General features: G+C 37.3%; 14 protein-coding genes. 7 read left to right on the plus strand and 7 right to left on the minus strand.

Translation table 11 applies throughout. From position 1 onward, the window contains the following. Positions 1 to 249: 249 nt before the first annotated feature. Positions 250 to 4065 carry a DEAD/DEAH box helicase gene (locus ACIQ38_RS00160; RefSeq protein WP_402816624.1) on the plus strand — a complete coding sequence of 1272 codons (3816 nt, stop codon included), beginning with the start codon at positions 250 to 252 and terminating at the stop codon, positions 4063 to 4065. An 18-nt stretch (positions 4066 to 4083) separates the two neighbouring features. Continuing rightward, positions 4084 to 4845: a hypothetical protein gene (locus ACIQ38_RS00165; protein ID WP_402816626.1), complete on the plus strand. Its 762-nt coding sequence runs from the start codon at positions 4084 to 4086 to the stop codon at positions 4843 to 4845. 49 nt (positions 4846 to 4894) lie between these two features. Here ACIQ38_RS00165 and ACIQ38_RS00170 read toward each other — a convergent pair whose 3' ends face one another. Beyond that, positions 4895 to 5695, minus strand: a complete 801-nt coding sequence (locus ACIQ38_RS00170) for a S1C family serine protease (RefSeq protein ID WP_402816628.1) — start codon at positions 5693 to 5695, stop codon at positions 4895 to 4897. 742 nt (positions 5696 to 6437) lie between these two features. Here ACIQ38_RS00170 and ACIQ38_RS00175 point away from each other — a divergent pair. The 3 genes from ACIQ38_RS00175 to ACIQ38_RS00185 all read left to right on the plus strand — a co-directional run bounded on the left by ACIQ38_RS00175 (position 6438) and on the right by ACIQ38_RS00185 (position 13589). Next, entirely contained in the window at positions 6438 to 10895 is a 4458-nt protein-coding gene (locus ACIQ38_RS00175; RefSeq protein WP_402816630.1) for a S8 family serine peptidase, read from the plus strand. Between the two features lie 149 nt (positions 10896 to 11044). After that, entirely contained in the window at positions 11045 to 12508 is a 1464-nt protein-coding gene (locus ACIQ38_RS00180) for a hypothetical protein (protein WP_402816632.1), read from the plus strand. An 847-nt stretch (positions 12509 to 13355) separates the two neighbouring features. Beyond that, positions 13356 to 13589, plus strand: coding sequence for a hypothetical protein (locus ACIQ38_RS00185; RefSeq protein ID WP_402816634.1), 234 nt, complete (start codon positions 13356 to 13358; stop codon positions 13587 to 13589). Between the two features lie 26 nt (positions 13590 to 13615). Here ACIQ38_RS00185 and qoxD read toward each other — a convergent pair whose 3' ends face one another. From qoxD to ACIQ38_RS00215, 6 genes are all read right to left on the minus strand, one after another. Continuing rightward, positions 13616 to 13897: a cytochrome aa3 quinol oxidase subunit IV gene (gene qoxD / locus ACIQ38_RS00190; RefSeq protein ID WP_402816636.1), complete on the minus strand. Its 282-nt coding sequence runs from the start codon at positions 13895 to 13897 to the stop codon at positions 13616 to 13618. Position 13898: 1 nt separating this feature from the next. Further along, positions 13899 to 14495, minus strand: coding sequence for a cytochrome aa3 quinol oxidase subunit III (qoxC, locus tag ACIQ38_RS00195; RefSeq protein WP_402816638.1), 597 nt, complete (start codon positions 14493 to 14495; stop codon positions 13899 to 13901). Then, positions 14492 to 16441: a cytochrome aa3 quinol oxidase subunit I gene (gene qoxB / locus ACIQ38_RS00200; RefSeq protein ID WP_402816640.1), complete on the minus strand. Its 1950-nt coding sequence runs from the start codon at positions 16439 to 16441 to the stop codon at positions 14492 to 14494. The genes qoxC and qoxB overlap by 4 nt, the downstream gene beginning before the upstream one ends. Before the next feature lie 56 nt (positions 16442 to 16497). Next, the gene (qoxA, locus tag ACIQ38_RS00205) at positions 16498 to 17421 is read right to left on the minus strand and encodes a cytochrome aa3 quinol oxidase subunit II (protein ID WP_402816642.1); all 924 of its coding nucleotides are present in this window, start codon (positions 17419 to 17421) and stop codon (positions 16498 to 16500) included. 254 nt (positions 17422 to 17675) lie between these two features. Then, positions 17676 to 18344: a hypothetical protein gene (locus ACIQ38_RS00210; RefSeq protein WP_402816644.1), complete on the minus strand. Its 669-nt coding sequence runs from the start codon at positions 18342 to 18344 to the stop codon at positions 17676 to 17678. A 102-nt stretch (positions 18345 to 18446) separates the two neighbouring features. Next, positions 18447 to 18668 carry a small, acid-soluble spore protein tlp gene (locus ACIQ38_RS00215; protein ID WP_402816646.1) on the minus strand — a complete coding sequence of 74 codons (222 nt, stop codon included), beginning with the start codon at positions 18666 to 18668 and terminating at the stop codon, positions 18447 to 18449. Between the two features lie 160 nt (positions 18669 to 18828). Here ACIQ38_RS00215 and ACIQ38_RS00220 point away from each other — a divergent pair, with 160 nt between their 5' ends. Then, positions 18829 to 19089: a hypothetical protein gene (locus tag ACIQ38_RS00220; RefSeq protein ID WP_402816647.1), complete on the plus strand. Its 261-nt coding sequence runs from the start codon at positions 18829 to 18831 to the stop codon at positions 19087 to 19089. A 72-nt stretch (positions 19090 to 19161) separates the two neighbouring features. Next, the gene (locus ACIQ38_RS00225; RefSeq protein ID WP_402816649.1) at positions 19162 to 19470 is read left to right on the plus strand and encodes a DUF3219 family protein; all 309 of its coding nucleotides are present in this window, start codon (positions 19162 to 19164) and stop codon (positions 19468 to 19470) included. Positions 19471 to 19481: the final 11 nt, after the last annotated feature.

Raw genomic sequence — 19481 nt, forward strand, 5'->3', positions numbered from 1 at the left:
GATTAATGATATTAGAATATTAATAGGATAGCAACTAAAAATTCACAAAATGTTCAAAATTAAATTGCTCTATTAGTAAATGGTTAAGTGAATTGTTTTAGATTCATTCGTTTTCATAGTATTGTCAGTTCTTTTTTGCTCATTTAGGGGTATAATAAAACATATGCAGAGTACCCGATTTTTTAAAAAATCGAGATGGGTACTCTTTTGTTTTGTTAATCGTCCACCCTTTTGAAAGGAGGCATGTGCATGAGACAAGTGTCAATCCCAGTAACAACAATGCGCTGTAATCTGATGGTGACGAATAAAGCACGTAGTGGAATCAAGGAATGGGCTGTTGATGAACATGCCTTTTTTAGAATGCAACATTCCTTTAAAGTGCATATCGAAAAACGTCCAATGAATGCCCATGGAAATACATCCGTATCACTTTACTTCGATAATGATTCGAACGAGGCTTTGGCGGGAAAACTAGAAGGTAGGGTAGGTGTCATGGAGTGTGTACTTCAAAATGACGGACTACTCGCTACTAACTTTTATGTACGAGGCACGAGAGTTCCAGTAAAGACAAATAGACGTCTTTCCGTAGATTTGGATTTTGTAACTGCCCGTAATAATGGAGCAGGAATGCCGATTCAATTACATACGAGCATACGAGAATTACCCGTAGCAGAAGAAAGATCGGAGTACGTGAAAAAACGAATTTCTAGTTGGGAAGGGTATTTGAAAATACAAGAACGAAATGCCGATATTGCGGATATAACGGCGGATTTTTCAAAATTCATATTCAATGAAGACTTTACAAGACTGACGCTTATTGGAAGTAATGTGAAAGAAAATGAATGGAATAAATTAAAAGGACTTAGCACTTCCATTAAAGGTTTTCAAAACGACATAGGAGAAGTGCTGAAAGTTGATCGAGCGAAGAAAACAATAGAGATTGAGATGAAACCGAGATTTCAAGAAATGGCAAGACGAAATCAGTGGCAACCAAAATGGAAAGAAGCAGTGTTTAGCAACTTTTCTACCTTGAGTCAGATCCGAAGACTTCGAAAAGGATTTGAAGATTTACAAAATGGGCTAGCAGCTAATGCTAATTTAGAAAATATTCTATTTGAAAAACGTCCCACTATACAAGTAAAGAATAAGCAAAAGCATTTAGAATTTCATAATCAGTTAAACGAGTTTCAACAAGAAGCAGTTGTTGGAGCAATGTCAGCAGAAGATTTATATGTCATTCAAGGTCCACCAGGAACAGGGAAAACTACCGTAATTTCTGAAATCTGTCAGCAAAATGCAAAAGCTGGGCTCAGAACGCTAGTTGCTTCCCAATCCAATCTTGCCGTTGATAATGCACTAAGCCGACTACTTTCCAATAAGGACATTCGCATATTACGATTTGGTCGAACGGAAAGCATTGAAGAAGAAGGAAAAAGATTTATCGAAGAAAATGTTGGCGAGTATTGGAAAGACCAAACATTAAATGCTCTGCAAGAAGAAATCAGTAGCCATCCACTAAAAGAAAAACAGTTAACAGAAGAAATTGCCCTTTATAAAGAACAATCCGTTTCTCTTGGGAAGCAAGTAGAATTATTAAAAGAAAAAATCGAACAAAAACAGCTGGCTCAAATCGAATTCGAAGAAAGAATGAAGGAAATTAAAGAGCTGAAAAAACGTTTAATCCTGCTAAAGAAAGAACGGGAAGAACTAGAAAAGAATTATCATCATTTGAAACAAATTACGGATGAACGCTCCAACGAAGTCGAACAGATGGAACAATTTATCGCGGATAACCCTACAAGTGAAGAGTTAATAAAAAAGATAGAACGACTTAGAATGGAAATTGCCCAAACTACACATCAAATAATCTACCAACAAACATTACAAGAGAGCAGGAATGTGGAAGGGTTATTAATAGAAACGAGAAATGCCTATCAAGTTGCCCAATCTAAAGTCAATCGATTGGAGCAATTTTCAAGTGAACTACATTCCATTTCTAAAATTGATTCGCTCAAAGTTCGTATGAGTGATTATGAAATCTCTCCTTCTTATATGCTCGAGCAGCAAATCATCAATTTGGACAAGCTTATTGAAACTATTATCTCTTTCACCGAGTGGGAAGACTTAAATAAACGACTGCTATCTGCAATTGGATACATAGAAGGTTTATTAACAAAGAATAATGTTTCCCTCGAGAATGTAAAAAGCCATGTAAATAGTAGTGGGGTAATATTTGATTCAACCTATTCTGTCAAAGAAATTCATCAGTTCATCGACAGTATGAAACGGCTATTAACTTCGGGTTCAGCGAATATTGAGCGTTTAGAAGTCTATTTAGAAGGCTTAAATGTAAGAAAGAAATTCGTTTGGAAGCAAGGGGCAATTTTTCAAAAAGCGAAATCGGATTCTGCTAATTTATTCATCTCGATAAAAGCAGAACTTACAGAACAAGTAAAGCAAGATATACGAATAACCGAACAAACGAAAAACGAGTGGAAAAACAAAGGAATTATTCAAAATGAAGAACTGCAACAGCTGCAAGGGAAAGTTGCGGAACTACATAGCCAAATAGGTAGTTCTGATAATATTCCCGATTTACAACAGCTACAACTACAATTGCAAGAAAAAGAAAACAGTCTTCTTGAGTGGGATAAAGTAAAAGCTACACTTGCACAAAATAATTCTCAACTTGAAGAGAAAAAGCATGCACTCAAAGTTTCAACAGAAAAGCTAGATGGAGTCTTTAAGCAATTAGAACAAAATAAGCAAGAAACGAAACAAGTGAATTCGGAAGGACTAGAGCAAGAAAAACAATTAAAGGTCTTAGAAGAGTTGTTGCGGCAAAATCCAGAAGAAGAACGTGCAAATGCCTTATTAAAAATAGAAGAGTTGAAAGAAAAAATAACCATTACACAGCAAGCAAAAGATCGTTTACCAATAACTCAGTCCCTTCAAAGTGAATGGTTTACGATGCTGACTGAAGCAAATGAACATGACTTAGATGAGATACGTAAATTGTATGTACGACATGCAAACGTTATTGGAACAACATGTGTAGCATCTGCACGAAAAGAGTTCATGGACAATTATCCAACTTTTGACGTCGTTATTATCGACGAAGTATCAAAAGCTACTCCACCAGAGCTATTACTCCCTATGTTAAAAGGTAAGAAAATCATTTTAGTTGGAGATCATCATCAACTGCCACCACTTGTAGGGGAAGATACACTGGAAGAAACCCTTCAAGCTATTTTAGAGGAAAGTGACAGTTTTGAAGAAAAAGATGAATTGAAGAAGCTTTTGAAAGAGTCATTGTTTGAACGATTATTTAAAAATTTACCTAAGACAAATAAAACAATGCTTGCTATTCAATATCGAATGCATGCAAACATCATGGAAACAATTACACCATTTTATGAAGAAGAAAATTATCGCCTGCAATGTGGCTTAACAGATTCCGATGCGATGCGTGATCATTCACTCGATTCCCATTATGTAAAAAGACAAGACCATCTGTTATGGCTAGATATGCCAAATGAAAAGCAGTATTTTGAAGAGCGAATGAAAAACGGGAAAAGCCGTTTTAACCAGGCAGAACTTAATACAATTAGGGAAGTATTAATTGACTTAAACCGAGCTACTGAGATTGCTAAAAAGGAAGGTAGATTAGCAAAAGAGGAACGAAAAAGTATCGGGGTCATTAGTTTTTACGGAGAACAAGTGAAACGAATTGACCGTTTAATACAGCAAGAAACAAACTTTCAACATTTACACTTCCGAACCGGAACGGTAGATAAGTTCCAAGGAATGGAAATGGACGTTATCATATTGAGTATGGTTCGCAACAATCAAGATAAGAGCGGAGATATTGGATTCGCCAATGACTATCGACGACTGAATGTCGCACTATCCCGTGCAAGAGAATTGCTTGTTCTAGTCGGAAGTGCCAATATGTTCACTACACGTGCCAAGCATAAAGATTCTAGAGAGATGTATAGTCGATTACTTCATACCGTCAAAAAACAGAATGGTTACCGAGATCAGCATGGTCAAAAGAAAAAGTAGTATAGAGGTATATATGATATGCAAAATTTAGAAAAACGCTTAAAAAATGAACTACAACAAAATAATAAAGTGAAAATAGTACATGCTGCTAGATGGAGTTTGCCAATTCATTCTATTGAAGTCGAGTACAAACCTGTGAAACGGACAAAAATGGATGTTCTGATGAAAATGATGCTCATTGCATTTCAAAAAGCAGAGATTGCGGGAGCAGATCAACTAAGTGAGTTATTACTAGTGGAGCAACTTTTTGTAGAAGATTTAATTAACATCATGGGTAGAACTGGATTAATAGAGAAAAAAGGTGATTTTTTTGCCTTAACTTCTAAAGGAAATCAACAGCTGGAAAATGGAGTTTTTGAAGAGGAACAAGAGATGGAATCACAGATTGTCCTATATAGCACTAGTCACGAAGCATTTTTATCCGGAGATATTAAACCTGCGATGGACGGGGAGGGTGAGCTTGCAATCTTTCGATATGTAAAAGAAGGTTATTTGGATGCCGAGCTTTCATTTGAGGCTGAGCAAGTGATTGATGCTCTTCAAACTAAAGTTGTGGAAACGGATATGAAAGATATACAACTAGTTATATCAGAAATACAGAAGACGACAGAACTGTATGTCGATGATATTCCATGTTTTGAATTTATTCTTCATAATAAAGAGGAGGATATTTTCTACGCTCGTGTTTGGAATACATTACTCGAAAGATGGGATGAAGTATTGGAAAACATGTTGAATGAAAAAGAGCGTTTAGCTTGGCGAGAAAAATATTTGTCCTAGTAAATAAATGCGCAGGTAGAAAATGAATCGTTTTCTACCTGCGTATTATCTATTCCAAAGAAGTATTTTCCTTGTAATACTCCTCAATCGGCACAAAAAGACCAACTTTTCCATGCTTTTTATGATCCATGGTGGCAAATACGACGCCAACTACTCGACCTTCATTATCTAAAACAGGACTACCACTATTTCCACGATAAACTGGTGCTTCTATCATCATAACAGGTACATCCCAATCACTTAGCCGATAGTAATCAATAATTTTCCCTTCGTTTGCTATGCCTGTAAAGCTTAAAGGGTTCCCGATAAATATAATAGGATCTCCATCCTTATAAGTCGGCTGTTCGGCAAGATCAAGATAAGGTAAATTTTCCCCATCTATTTCTAATACTGCAAGGTCTATGGATGGATATGTATGTACAACGTTTGCTTTAAAACGACCATCCTCCGGGAAACCAACAGTTACTGTATCATTTCCTTCGACGACATGATAGTTAGTTAAAATTGTCCCATCGCTCGCTATGGAAAATCCCGTTCCTTTGCTATCATCCGTTAATACGATGACAACTGATTTTTTATATAGTGCAATATCTTCTTGGGCCGATAATCTTGCAGAAGTCTTTATAAATTCAATTGCTGGTATGGAGTAAATTTGAAAGATCACTGCAAATGTATTGACGAATAATACAGTTGCCATTATCCAAAAGATCCATCTAGGAAAGCGATGCTTTGGTTTAGGATTGTTTTTATTTTGTGCTTCTTTAGCCAGTGCTTCTTGTTGTGCCTCTAAGACAAATTCGAGGAATTCTTCATCTACTTCTTCTTCCAAATTTCGTTCAGTTGAATTCATTCGATCACACTCCCATCGTTACATGTATTATACACAACTAAAAGAGTCCTAGGTTAAGTGGAATGCTAATGATAAGGGTTCTTTTTCACGCCTTACTAGGTAATTAGGAATCATTGATCCATGCTTTGATTCCTAATTATCTAAATCGTAAATAATTATTTATAATCAAATAATCATTTCAATAATAATAGTAAGAAATACTTATAATTAATCAAAGTTAAAGTGTAAAGTCTCTTATAATAGTATAAATTCAACAAATATATAGTCTTAAATAATCGGTTTATTAAATAGAAATTGAATAGACAATTGACCCTTATCTAGTTTAATAGGATTAATTCATTATTTTTCAAAAAAGTAACAAATTATAACTCGCTGTATGTAAAACTGTATTTATTTACGAAATGAGTAATACCAGTATTTTGTGTTCTTTTTACTAACTCTGTTTTTGGAATTAGAACGACTTTTTACCTAACTCGAAAAATGATAGGAATAGTAAATAACTATTAATTTAGAATATTCTTATATTTTTCGACTGAATTAGACAAAAACTGCAGTTCATTTCATCTATAGTGGTAATAACAACTAGAGATCCACGGATGACACCATTGATTCTGTTTACCTAAATGATTATTTGGGAAAGGAGGCGAAGGTGTTTTTGTATGGTCTTTTTTAGAGTATCAAAAAGGCTATCAGATTTTCGCTAGGTACTAAAATCGTTGGAAAATTCAAAGGAGGAAAGAAAATGGGGAGGAAAAGTAGTTCAAACAAAGCACTAAGTATTGCTGCAAGTTTACTAATGACGTTTACACTAGTTGCACCCAATGTTGTTAGTGCAGAAACAACGAACAAGCTTCACCAATCTTTCAGAGAAGCTAGCTCACAAACAATTTCTGTGACAGAAAAGTTGAGTAGTCGACTACTGGAAAATTTCAAAGAAGATGAAAAGGTAACATTCCTTATCAAATTCAAAGAAAAAACGGATGTAGAAGCAATAGCGGTTGAAGCTCGCAAAAGTGCGGCCGATGCAAATTTATCTGCGCATAATACGAAGCTCATTCAGCGGTCTGCTGTTGTATCCGAATTAAAGACGACTTCTCTTGAATCACAACAATCAGTAAAACAATTCTTAGATCAGGAAGCAGCAAAAGGGAATGCTAAAGATATAACTTCGTATTACATTGTTAATGGAATGGCGGTAACCGCTACGAAAGAAGTTGCTGAAAAAATTGCTACATTCCCTGAGGTTGAAAAGGTTTTACCGAATGAAACCCGTCAATTATTTACGACAAAAACAGAAAATGCCGTTGTTCCTAAAGCAGAAACAGCAAACATTGAGTGGAATGTGGAGCGTGTTAAAGCACCAGATGTCTGGGCAATGGGCGTTGACGGAGCGGGAACAGTTGTAGCAAGCATTGATACTGGTGTTCAGTGGGATCACCCAGCTTTAAAAGAAAAATATCGAGGCTACAATAAATCGACTGGACAAGTTTCCCACGATTTTAACTGGTTCGATGCGACAACAGCTGGACGGGCTACCCCGTATGATGATATTGATCACGGAACGCATGTAACAGGAACAATGGTTGGTAGCGAACCAAATGATACGAATCAAATTGGTGTTGCTCCTGGTGCTAAATATATTGCGGTAAAAGCATTCACTGCAAACGGTGGAACAGACACTGACTTATTAGAAGCGGCACAATGGATTTTAGCACCGACCGACGCGAACGGAAATGCGCGTGTTGACATGGCTCCGGATGTTGTAAATAACTCTTGGGGTGGCGGTCCTGGTCTTGATGAGTGGTACCGTGAAGTTGTCACTAACTGGCGTGCTGCAGAAATTTTCCCTGAGTTCTCGGCAGGAAACACAACGCTTACAAACCCAGGGGGAGCAGGATCTGTTGCGGCACCAGCAAATTACCCTGAGTCATTTGCAACTGGTGCAACTGATATCAATAACAAAGTAGGCGGTTTCTCTCTTCGTGGTCCTTCTCCATATGCAGAGATTAAACCGGATATCTCCGCACCTGGTGTGAACATTCGTTCATCCGTACCGGGCGGTAATTATGAAGGTGGCTGGAACGGTACATCTATGGCAGGTCCTGCTGTTTCGGGAGTAGCGGCACTTCTTCGCCAAGTGAACGCTAACTTGACAGTTGATGAAATGGAAGAAATTCTTCTTAATACAGCAAACCCATTGACTGACACACAATATCCAACGACTCCTAATCATGGCTATGGATATGGCTTAGTCGATGCTTATGAAGCTGTATCTTCCATCGCTACTGGACTTGGGACACTAAAAGGTCAAGTAACGCAACAAGGTGACGATAACGAAGCACCAGTATTCGAACATTCAGCGCCTAGAGAAACGTATGCTGGAATGGATTTAGATTTGACGGTTGCAGTTAGTGATAATATCAGTGTTTCATCAGTTGTATTAAACTATAAAGATGCAAATGGTACTTGGCATGCAATCGAAGCCGGACATAAATCTGGTGATTATAAATCCGGAGAGTATGGCGTCGTAATTCCAGGTGACATTATTACGGGTGACGCATTTACTTACAAATGGACTATCAATGATTTCGGAAATAATGAAGTGAGCAGTGAAGAATATGTTGTAGCAGTGAAGCCGGGAATTACAGTTGGTTATTCTGAAGACTTTGAAGGACAACCTGTTGGCTGGTATTCTTTTGGGGATGCTAACAGCTGGGAATGGGGGGCACCAACATCAGGACCTGGAAATGCGGCATCTGGTGAAAAGGTGTATGCTACAAACTTGGCGGGCAATTATGATAGTAGAATGAACGCTACATTAGTGATGCCTCCAGTTGATTTGCCAGAAGGGAACTCTTATTTACAGTTCAAACAATGGCATAACTTTGAGGAATCTTCAACCGGAAGAGCTTGGGATTATGGTCATGTCTTTGTTTCAACCGATCAAGTAGAGTGGACACAATTACTGATGGTTCAAGGTGCATCAAATGGTTGGATCGATGCAGAAGTAGACTTGTCAGCTTATGCTGGAGAGCGCATCTATATCGGTTTTAATGCCTTTTCTGATGGAAGCGTTGTAAGAGAAGGATGGTATATCGATGATGTTGTACTTGCTGATGTTGCACAAACCGGCAAAGTGGCTAAAGGAATAGATAACAATATAAATAAAATAAATAGCGTTAACAATAATAAGGCAATTAACAAATTGATTATCGGAGATGGCCAAGATAAACTAGCTAAAAAAGAAGATATTGATCCAACGACAATCCGACCTGTATTACCAATTAAAGAAGCACCACCAGTGGTAGAAAAAGTTGTAAATCCTACACTATTACCATTAGGTGCTCAAGTAAGTGTACTGGAATCGGGACGTTCGGTTTATACAAACCCAGCTGACGGTTCTTATTCACTGACGCATGGTGCAGGAACATTCACGGTGAAGGCGGAAGCATATGGATTTACTTCTGAAGAACAGTCAGTTTCCATTGAAGCAGATGGAACAGCAACAGCAAACTTCACTTTAGATGAAGTTGCACAAAATATAGTAAGCGGTACGATTACGGATCAAGCGACAGGTGAAGGTGTATCTGGGGCAACTCTATTACTCGTAGAAGATGCGAATATCACACCGGTAGCAACAGATGCTGCTGGTAATTATTCACTTACAGCTTATGAAGGCGATTACACATTAAAAGTAATCGCACGTGGTTATCACAGTCAAGAAGTAAATATTACGATTGGTTCAGAAGCAATCACTCAAAACATTGCACTTGAGCCGTTCTACACATACCCAGGTGGCGAAATTGGCTACGACGACGGTAGTGCTGAAAATGCACGTGCTTTCAACGCAGCTGGTAATGCTTGGGCAGTGAAAATGTCTCTACCAGAAGGAAAAGAAAACGGTATCGTAACAGACGGGGTATTCCGTTTCTGGGATACTGAATGGCCGGTACCTGGTGGAACTGCATTTGCTGTAGAAGTATGGGATGCAACAGGTGCTGATGGGGCTCCAGGTAAAATGCTTGCTGGTCCAATTGATGCAACAGCTAAACGTAATGGTGACTGGACGGTTGTAGATTTAACCGAGCACAATATTATTGTGAATGGTGACTTCTTTATGGTATATCGCCAAACATTCGCAAATCCAAATACTCCAGGTCTTGCGACAGATGAGAATGGAACGAATGCAGGCAGAAGCTACCAAGGAGTTTCTGGCGCATGGTCACCATCACCAACCGCTGAAGGGAACTACATGATTCGTGCTCGTGTCAGCTATGAAGTAAATGGTCCAATTATAACTGCACCGGTAGCTGATACTGTGACAAACGAAAAATCGATTACGGTAGAAGGAACTGCATCACCGACAACTACTATTGAGTTAAAACAAAATGGTGAAGTTGCAAGTTCAGTTGTCGTAGGAGAAGATGGCAAATTTGCAATTCCAGCCGAATTAACAGAAGGTATAAATGAATTTACAGCAGTTTCTAATCTTGATGGACGCGTAACAGGTGAATCTACTCCGGTTTCCGTTATTCTAGATACATTGAAACCTAAACTTACAATCGATAGCCCGAAAGATGGGGAGAAAACAAATCGTGAGTCAGTAACTGTAGAAGGAACTATTGAAGATGCAAACCTTGACACTGTTAAAGTTAATGGGCAAAATGCATCTGTAGTTAATGGCAAGTATTCTAAACGAGTTCTTCTAGAGAATGGCGCCAATGAAATTAAAGTAGTCGCTAAAGATAAAGCAAATAATAGTGTAACTCAAAAAATTACGGTAACAGCACAATACGACGCACCTGCCATTGAAAACTTATTACCAGTTGAAGACTTATATTTAGCTACAGGTAAAAGTGTGAAGATTGAATTTGATAGTGCACCTGGAATGAAAGCAACATTTGTCATCCATATGCCACTAACGAATTTAGGCGGTCAAGTTCAAAATGCGACTGAATTACCAATGATGGAACAAGGAGACGGACATTATGTTGGCTATTGGACGGTGCCAGCAGAAACTGTAGCGAATGGTGCAGTTCTTGAAGTTAAAGTTGTAGACAGCTTTAATAACGAGACACGCCAAAAAGCGGCAGGTAAACTGTACATCAATGTACCGGCACCATCTGAACAACCATCAGTCGAAGAAACACCTGAAACATCCGAAGAGTTACCAGTAGAAAAAACTTTAGAATCATTTTAAAGTGAGATGAACTAGATGCTAAAGAGAATATTTCTCTTTGGCATCTTTTTTTGTATGAAATGAGCATCTAACAGAAACTTTACAAAATATGATTAAAACGTACGTTTACCCGCATATGATATTAATAATGAATGTAAATGGGGGGTACAATGGGCGATTATATAAATACGCTACAGAACTTTTTGCCGCTTGGGGCAACCATTCTAGAATTACAACAACCCCAAAAGAGAGCGGCTATATTGCTTGCAGATATTGATGGGGATCAAATGGATGAATTAATTGGTGCATATAGGTATGAACAACAGAACTATATTATATTGTTAAAAAAACATGATAATCAGTGGTTACCTTTAAAACATATTGATGGAAAAGGAAACGGTATTTCTGACTTAAGAGTAGCACCAATTACGGAAAACTGGGTGAATACATTAATTATCGGTTGGCGGATAGACAACATGCAGTCGCAACTAGACTTGTTACAATGGACAAACGGTGGAATTATAAGGTTACCTACAAATAATGTTATTTACAGTAAATTGGAAGTAGAAGATATGCCTGATTACTACGGAAAAGATGGTCAGTACGAACTTGCTATATGGGTACATGATACCGGAGATGCTTATAAAGTGGACGTTTACCGTTTTAGTGAAGGGGAACTAGTACGAGCAAAAGATGTGTATCCATATTATTTTAAAAAAGTGGCAGCTTACTATGAAAAATTATTGCAAACAAATGACTTTTCCTATTACTGGTATTACTTATCCGACGCTCAAAGGAAAGCAGGAAACTTGGAGCAGAATCTGACTTCCATTGATAAAGCGCTATCGTTCCGTTCACCCTACCCATCGAAGGAACAGTTATTAGATAAAAAACAGCAAGTATTAAGTCGTTTAACGCATGCTAGAACGAACGGTCAAACGGTAATCGATAAAAAAAGAGGAGATATTACCGGCGATAGTTTTAGGGAAACTGTTTACTTAACAGGAAGTATGACGGAGAAAAGTTCTTACTGGGAAGATATTACCTTAAATATTTTAAATAAGAAAGTAGATTTGTATGAAGGATTTTATTTAAAAGAAACTGTTGGATATAATCCGCGCTTATTCCTTGGAGATTTTACTGGTAATCAACTGGATGACATTTTAGTTTTGATAGATACAGGCGAAAATGAAAGCACGATAAAGGCATATTTGTTTTCTTTTTTAGAAGGGGAAATGCGACAAATTTTTGATTCGGAAGAATATAATGATACGACGGATTATAAAATCAACTATCAAGATCAATTTAAGGTGACAATAGTCAGCTCTGATCCCAAAAAGAAATATACGCTAGATTTAATGTATAAAGGGAAAGAATATTTAACGGAAATCTATGATGAAAATGGAGCTTTGAAAGAGCCGATTGAAAGTTGGGTAGAACCAATTAGTGGGCTATATCCAATTGACTATGCAGGAGACGATGTGTATGGACTAGTTGCGCTGCAAGAAATAGCAGGAAGATACCAGGCGGAAGTCTTAGGATATGTGCAAAATATGTTGAGATGGAATGGACGAGAATTTATAACTGAACGACAAAGTGTCATTATTTTTGGAGAAAATATAGAGTCGGAGTGAGTTGAAAGAAGAACTGCTACAAAGTCATTTGGCAGAGAAGCAGTTCTTTTTCATATGCAATATAGGGAAAATGTGTTGTAGTGAGTTTAATTAGGAGACCGCTATACCGCCGCCGGACGAGCGACGAGCCACTACGTCGCTAACGCTCTTGCACGAAGATTCTCAAACCTTCGTGCAAAATTCCAAAGAATGGCTAAGGGCACTCAAAAAGCTATTGAAAGCAACTAATTTTAGTACGAAAGCAACTAGAATTAGCATGAGAGCAACTAAAATGTCGATGAAAGCAACTAATTTGTTACAATAACAAGTTTGCTAGGATTGAGACGACCAAGATTTATACATATTATAGGAATAATATGTATAAAATTCCGCTGAACTTGTCTAACCGGCATCTGCACGACTATTTTGTTGTGTTCACAGTGTATATTGTCTCGTTCAATCACTTATTTTTATTTCGGACATTGGTAAGTAAGCAATCTCCAATGGATTTTCGCAGCAGGGCGGCGACTCCGAAGGAGGCCAACAGGATGTTGGTCACAAAGGCGTTGCCACACGATGTGGCGTTCTTAGCCTTTGTTCCTCTGTTTGAGTAAGATGAGACTTCACAACGTACGCGCGTAGGCGCGGCGGTGAAGGCTCATCACTCACCCCACGGAAAGCGTCCGCCCTGCTGCGAAAATCCCTGCGGACACTTCATGCAACTCACTACGACAAACTTTCCCTATATTACGAAAGAAAACAAACGCTTCCTTACATGTGTCAAGAAAAAAATGTGGCTAAAAAACAAAATTTGTTTGACAATATTGTGAACAAGATGAATAATATATATAAAGAGAGGATGAGTGAAATGGAATCAAACGTGAAAATGTTTCATGCTACAAAATACGTAGGAGCAACAGTGCTTGCTATTGGAATTGCCATTTTCTTATACGGTATTTTTGTAAGCGAATACAGTACAATGATGGGAATCGGTATTGGAACAGTAATGGGGGCTGTTTTTACTTTCCTAATAGGTATGTTTTTAGTAGCATCTGAAGAAATGATTGCGAACTCTAGAAAATGTAAAAAAGAGAGCGCCTAAAAAGACGCTCTCTTTAAAATGCTTATTTACATATCCCAAACTAGTATTAATAGTGTTCCAAAAATGGTGACAAGCGCAATGATTAAACCGTAATATACGTTTGTATAAATGGATTTTTTGTCATTAGTCTCACCAGCATGCATGAATACAACTAGTTGAAGACCAGCTTGTATAAATGCAGTTACTAGAAGAATTGTCATCCCAATAGTAAATGACATATCCGTAAAGTAAACCATTAGTGCCACTACTGTAAGGACCAACGAAAAGACAAAGCCCATTACTTGTTTTACAGGGAATAATTCTTTCATGTTACATCATTCCTTTCAAGTAGATGAAGCTAAAGATGAAGATCCAGATTACATCTAAGAAATGCCAATAAAGCGAAAAGATGAAAGATTTATTTGTTGTCTCAGGAGTTAATCCACGCTTTTTAACTTGAATAAGGATAGCTAATCCCCAAAACAAACCAAATGTTACGTGCAATCCATGTGTTCCTAATGTAGTTAACAGAGCGGCAGTGAATGCACTAGTTTGTAGTGCTGCACCTACATGAACATAGTGAATGAATTCAAATATTTCAAAGCCTAAAAATCCAGCACCAAGTAGTAGGGTGATTGAAAAGAAGACCATCATTGCCTTTTTGTTACCTAAACGCATAGCATGAATCCCAAGTCCGATAACAAAACTACTTGTTAAAAGTAAAATTGTTTCAACTAATACTGGTGTAATTTCAAAGATTTCTGCACCAGATGGTCCATGGCCAATACGATTTTCTAAAGTGAAATACATAGTGAACAGTGTTGCGAAAAGCATTATTTCGGCACCTAGGAAGATCCAAAAACCTAAAATTTTCAAGTTATTTTCTTCCGTACTATATTCAAGCGGAAGCGAGTTATCTATCTTCATTTTTTTACACCTCGCAATTTTGCTTCAGTTTCTTCAATTTCCTCAACGGAGATATATCGACCATGGTCTTTCTCAAACGAACGATAAACTAGGCAAACTAAAATACCGATTAACGTGATGATAGCAAGTGGCCATATGCTAAATACCATCGCAAATCCAAAGACGAAGAAAATACAGCCTAGGATAAATGGCCAACCACTGTTATTTGGCATATGAATTTTTTCGATTTTACCTTTAAATAATTCATGTCCATTTTTCTTCGCATCCCAAAATCCTTGTGTGGATGCAACTTGTGGTGTAATAGCAAAGTTATATTCTGGTACTGGAGTATGAGTAGCCCATTCAAGTGAACGTGCATCCCATGGGTCACTACTAATATCTCTTGAAGCATAACGAATACTATAGTAAATATTGTAGACAAGTAAAGCAAAACTTACTGCCATAATTCCTGCACCGATAAATGCGACCATGTTTAACATACTAAAACCAGTAGATTCAGAGTATGTGTACATACGGCGTGCTTGCCCATCTAATCCAGTAATATACATTGGAATAAAGGCTAAAACGAACCCAACTGACATCAACCATGCAGTCCATTTACCAATTCTCTCATTTAACATGAAACCAAACATTTTTGGCCAATAGAAAGTAAGACCTGCAATCATAGCGTAAACTACTCCTGGAATAATTACGTTATGGAAGTGAGCAACTAAGAACATCGTATTATGATATTGGTAATCAGCAGCTGACATCGCAAGCATAACTCCAGTAACTCCGCCTAATGTAAACAGTGGAATAAAGAGCATGGAGTATAACATTGGCGTCGTAAATACAATTTTCCCTTTCCAAAGCGTGAATAACCAGTTAAATATTTTAACTCCGGTCGGAATAGCTATCGCCATTGTTGTGATCGAGAAAATACTATTTGTTAATGGACCTTGACCCATTGTAAAGAAGTGGTGAGTCCATACTAAAAATGAAAATACTGAAATGATTACCATCGAGAAAACCATTGACTTATAACCATAAAGATTACGGCGTGCAAAGGTAGAGATTATTTCACTATAAAGACCGAATGCCGGCAAGATTAAGATATATACTTCAGGATGTCCCCAAACCCAGAACAAGTTAGCCCAAAGCATATCCATACCGCCATTGCCAGTTGTAAAGAAGTTTGTTCCAAATAATCGATCCATAGTCCCCATTGCAAGAAGTACTGTTAATACAGGGAAGGCAAAAACAACGATTACGTTTGCGATAAATGCAGACCATGTGAACATAGGCATTTTCATTAACTTCATACCTGGTGCTCTCATTTTAAGAATAGTCGTTATAAAGTTAATACCAGATATTAATGTACCCATACCTGCTATTTGAATAGCGATCATATAATAATTGGTCCCTACAGATGGACTGAATTCATTGTTCGCAAGTGGGAAATAAGAAGTCCAACCTGCATCAGGTGATCCACCTATGATGAATGAGATGTTGAATAATCCCATACCCATAAAGAATAACCAAAAACTTAGTGCATTTAAGCGCGGGAATGCTACATCACGAGCTCCGATTTGCAACGGAATAAGGTAGTTAAAGAAAAATGTGATGAAAGGCATCGCCATAAATAGGATCATAACAACCCCATGTGTTGTGAAAACTTCATTATAATGTTGTGATTCTAGAAATTTGTTATCAGGCATTGAAAGCTGATAACGCATCATTATTGCGTCTACTCCTCCACGGAATAGCATAAGTAAAGCGACTAGTAAATACATAATACCAATTCGTTTATGATCTACTGTTGTAATCCATTCGCGCCAAAGGTATCCCCATTTTTTAAAATAGGTAATACCTAAAACGATTGCAACCATTGTTAGACCGATACCGACCATGGACGCGTATATTAAAAAGCTTGGATGTGGGACTGCAAAACGATCAAAGAAATCCATACTTTTGTAACTCCTTTCGAAAATCTATTGTTTGTTACGATACTGAAATTATTTTATCAATGATGAGAATGCTCTGATTCTTCATCAGAATGGTTAGAATCATGTTGTTCATGTTCTGAGTGATCTACTCCAGGCTCAGTGGAACCATGGTTATGTTCAGGAGCTGGTGCGAATTCTAAATGTGTTCCTGTATAAGTAGAACGTCCAAGATGCCCTGGTTCTATTAACTCTTCAAACTTTTCTTCTGTAAGAGGTTTAGCTGTTTCATGAACTTCTTTTACCCATTCGTCAAAATCAGTTTGAGACATCGCTGTAACTTCAAATGTATTTTCAGCAAATCCTGCACCACTGAAGTTTGCGTTTCTTCCCATGAATTCACCTGGATTGTCTGCTGCTAAGTGTAAAGTTGTGACCATGTCAGCCATCGCATATTTTTGACCACCTAGTTGCGGTATCCAAAAACTTGTAATAGGCCCATACGAATATAGTTTAAATTCAATGGCACGACCTGCTGGTATATATACGTAATTAACTGTCTCAATATCCTCTTCCGGATAACTGAAATGCCATTTCCAATTGGAAGAAGAAGCATAAACAACTAACGGTTTTGTATCCTCATACCCTGCTGGAGTTGCCTCTACCTCGTAATTACTTTTAACCGAAACGAAAGAAAGGAAAATGACGATAATAATTGGAATACCAATACATATTGCTTCCACAAGTGGACTTCCTTCAATATGAGGAGGCTCGTAATCTTCCTTTTGGTTGGAAGCACGATATTTTACTAACACGAATACTAATATTGCAAGTACCGCAATTACAATACCTGACATAAGCAAGATGGATAACATAATATCATCAGCTTGCGTTTTTGCTTGAGGACCTTTTGGATCTAAAACTAATAATGGTTCACAACCAGTTAGCACAGTGGCTATAGTGAAAATCATCGTAAGTAAAGCCCATTTCACTTTTAATTTCATAGTTGTACCCCTTTCGATTATTTGAGTGTAATAAACATGTACGAAGTTATTCGTATTCCGTTGCCTCTATCATATTTACAAGCTGCGCTAAACACAATGGCAAAAAGTCGCCTTCACAAAACGTTCATTTAGATTTCTATTTTATTTCGATATTTGTTAACAAAGTTGTAACGAACGTCAATAATTTGTCAATCTTATGGACAGATATGTAAAAAGAAAAAGAGCTTGGAAACAGTTCCAAGCTCTTTTTCTTGTTAAAACATATAAGGGAATTGCATGATGATTGCATGCGAAATCATATCGGACATTTCCAAAACTTCTGCTTCAATTTGGTCAAATACTTTAATATCCTCTTTGTAATTTTTTTGAATCATTAATACCGCTTCTTGTTTTGTTAATGCCAAATGCGTGTAGAACATCTTTTGTACTTCTGCTTTTCTTAAGTATGGGTTAATACTACTTAAAAAGATTGCGATATCATCTGCATTACGGTACCATTCTTTTTCTTTTTCCTCTGCTTTTTTCATATCACCTTTTACCGCCGCTGTTACTAATTCTGCTGCTAATACTAAGTGTTCTTTTATGAGTTCAGCGTATCTGTCTGCGATTTGATCGCCATAAAAAGGACGAATACAATTTCCTAAGTCGGTTGCGTTTTGCAGAAGCCGTTCTTGCACAGATGGTAGATCGGGTAAATTGAATACAATACTTGTAATGGTCATTCTGGTCCAATTAACATGCTCCAGCCAAAGAAGTCGGTTCATGCTTTCGAAGTCAACAGCTGCTTTACTTATATAATAGTGTTGGTTATAAGTAGATGATTTGTTTAAAATGTATCTAACGGGTGCGGTATATTGAGAGTATGGCATTTTATAAACAGCATTATGGGGACGAGAGGAAAATTCATTTGAGTGAAAGTGCATACTGAGACCACTCCTTTTTCCCCTAGTTTACGTTTGTTCTTTCGTTCGTGTGAAGGATTCATACAAAAATAAAATGAGCGCACCTTACTGCGCTCATTTTATTCAAATATATCCGTTTATACGTGATTTAGCTTCTGCAAGTATTTCCGCACGTAAGCCATCGATACTTTCTTCTCGGCGTTCATTTTTCTTTTTAATAGCAGTAAGTTCTTCACCTTCTGCAAATTCCATTGCCATTTCTGCCGCTTCTTTATTACGAATAGTTTTCTTCAATCTTTCAACGTTTTTAGCCGAATCATTTGGACCAGGTTCGTGTATAGACATTATTTTACCCTCCTTGATCTTCATAATAACTTTCATATTTTATTGTTCCCAAAATCATCGATATTATTGAAGCTTTTTAATTCAAAATGAATAATACTGGCGTGGTTTTGCCATAGTAAAGACGTATTGGTTACGAAGAAAAGTGAAGGAGGAATTTACATTGGAAGATCACACACAAATGAGTTGGAAAGAAGATAATGTTATTGGCCAATTACACAATTCGGTGGACAATGTTACATTAGCCGTAGGACAGGCGCTTACAAATCCCTCTGAACAATCCATTCAAAATGCAAAAAACATGATTGAACGTGCGGATCGTTCCGTCACCATGGCTCTTGAAAGTAGAGGAGATTTGGGGCCAATTAATATGCTTCAGGAACAATTGAAACAGGACAAGGAGAAATTAAACAACATACATTAAGTTGTGAAACAATATAAAGCACTTTCGATAATGGTACACTAAGAAAAGTACTAAGATCGGAGGTGTTTTTGCATGAGCAAAGACGTAGAAATTTCAAATGTAAAAGAAATAGAGCTCGATAATAAAATCATTAAAGTGAATCATTATAAAAAAGAAAAAGTAAATGATTTACACCTAATTTATGTTGATTTTTATGTGACAAGTGAAGAATATCATGATATTGCGACATTGTTGTATAAAGGCATGTTCGACGTGAAAGTACCAGCGCAAGGTTTAGCATTTAAAGGGACCATTCATCAATATTCCACTTCGATCACAAATTTATACGAAAAAGGGCAAGTTGGAGAGTATAAGCTGAGTCTATTGGAAGTGCAAAGTTAAGGAGGGAGGTA

The sequence above is a fragment of the Psychrobacillus sp. NPDC096389 genome, from assembly GCF_044762855.1.
Lineage (GTDB): Bacteria > Bacillota > Bacilli > Bacillales_A > Planococcaceae > Psychrobacillus.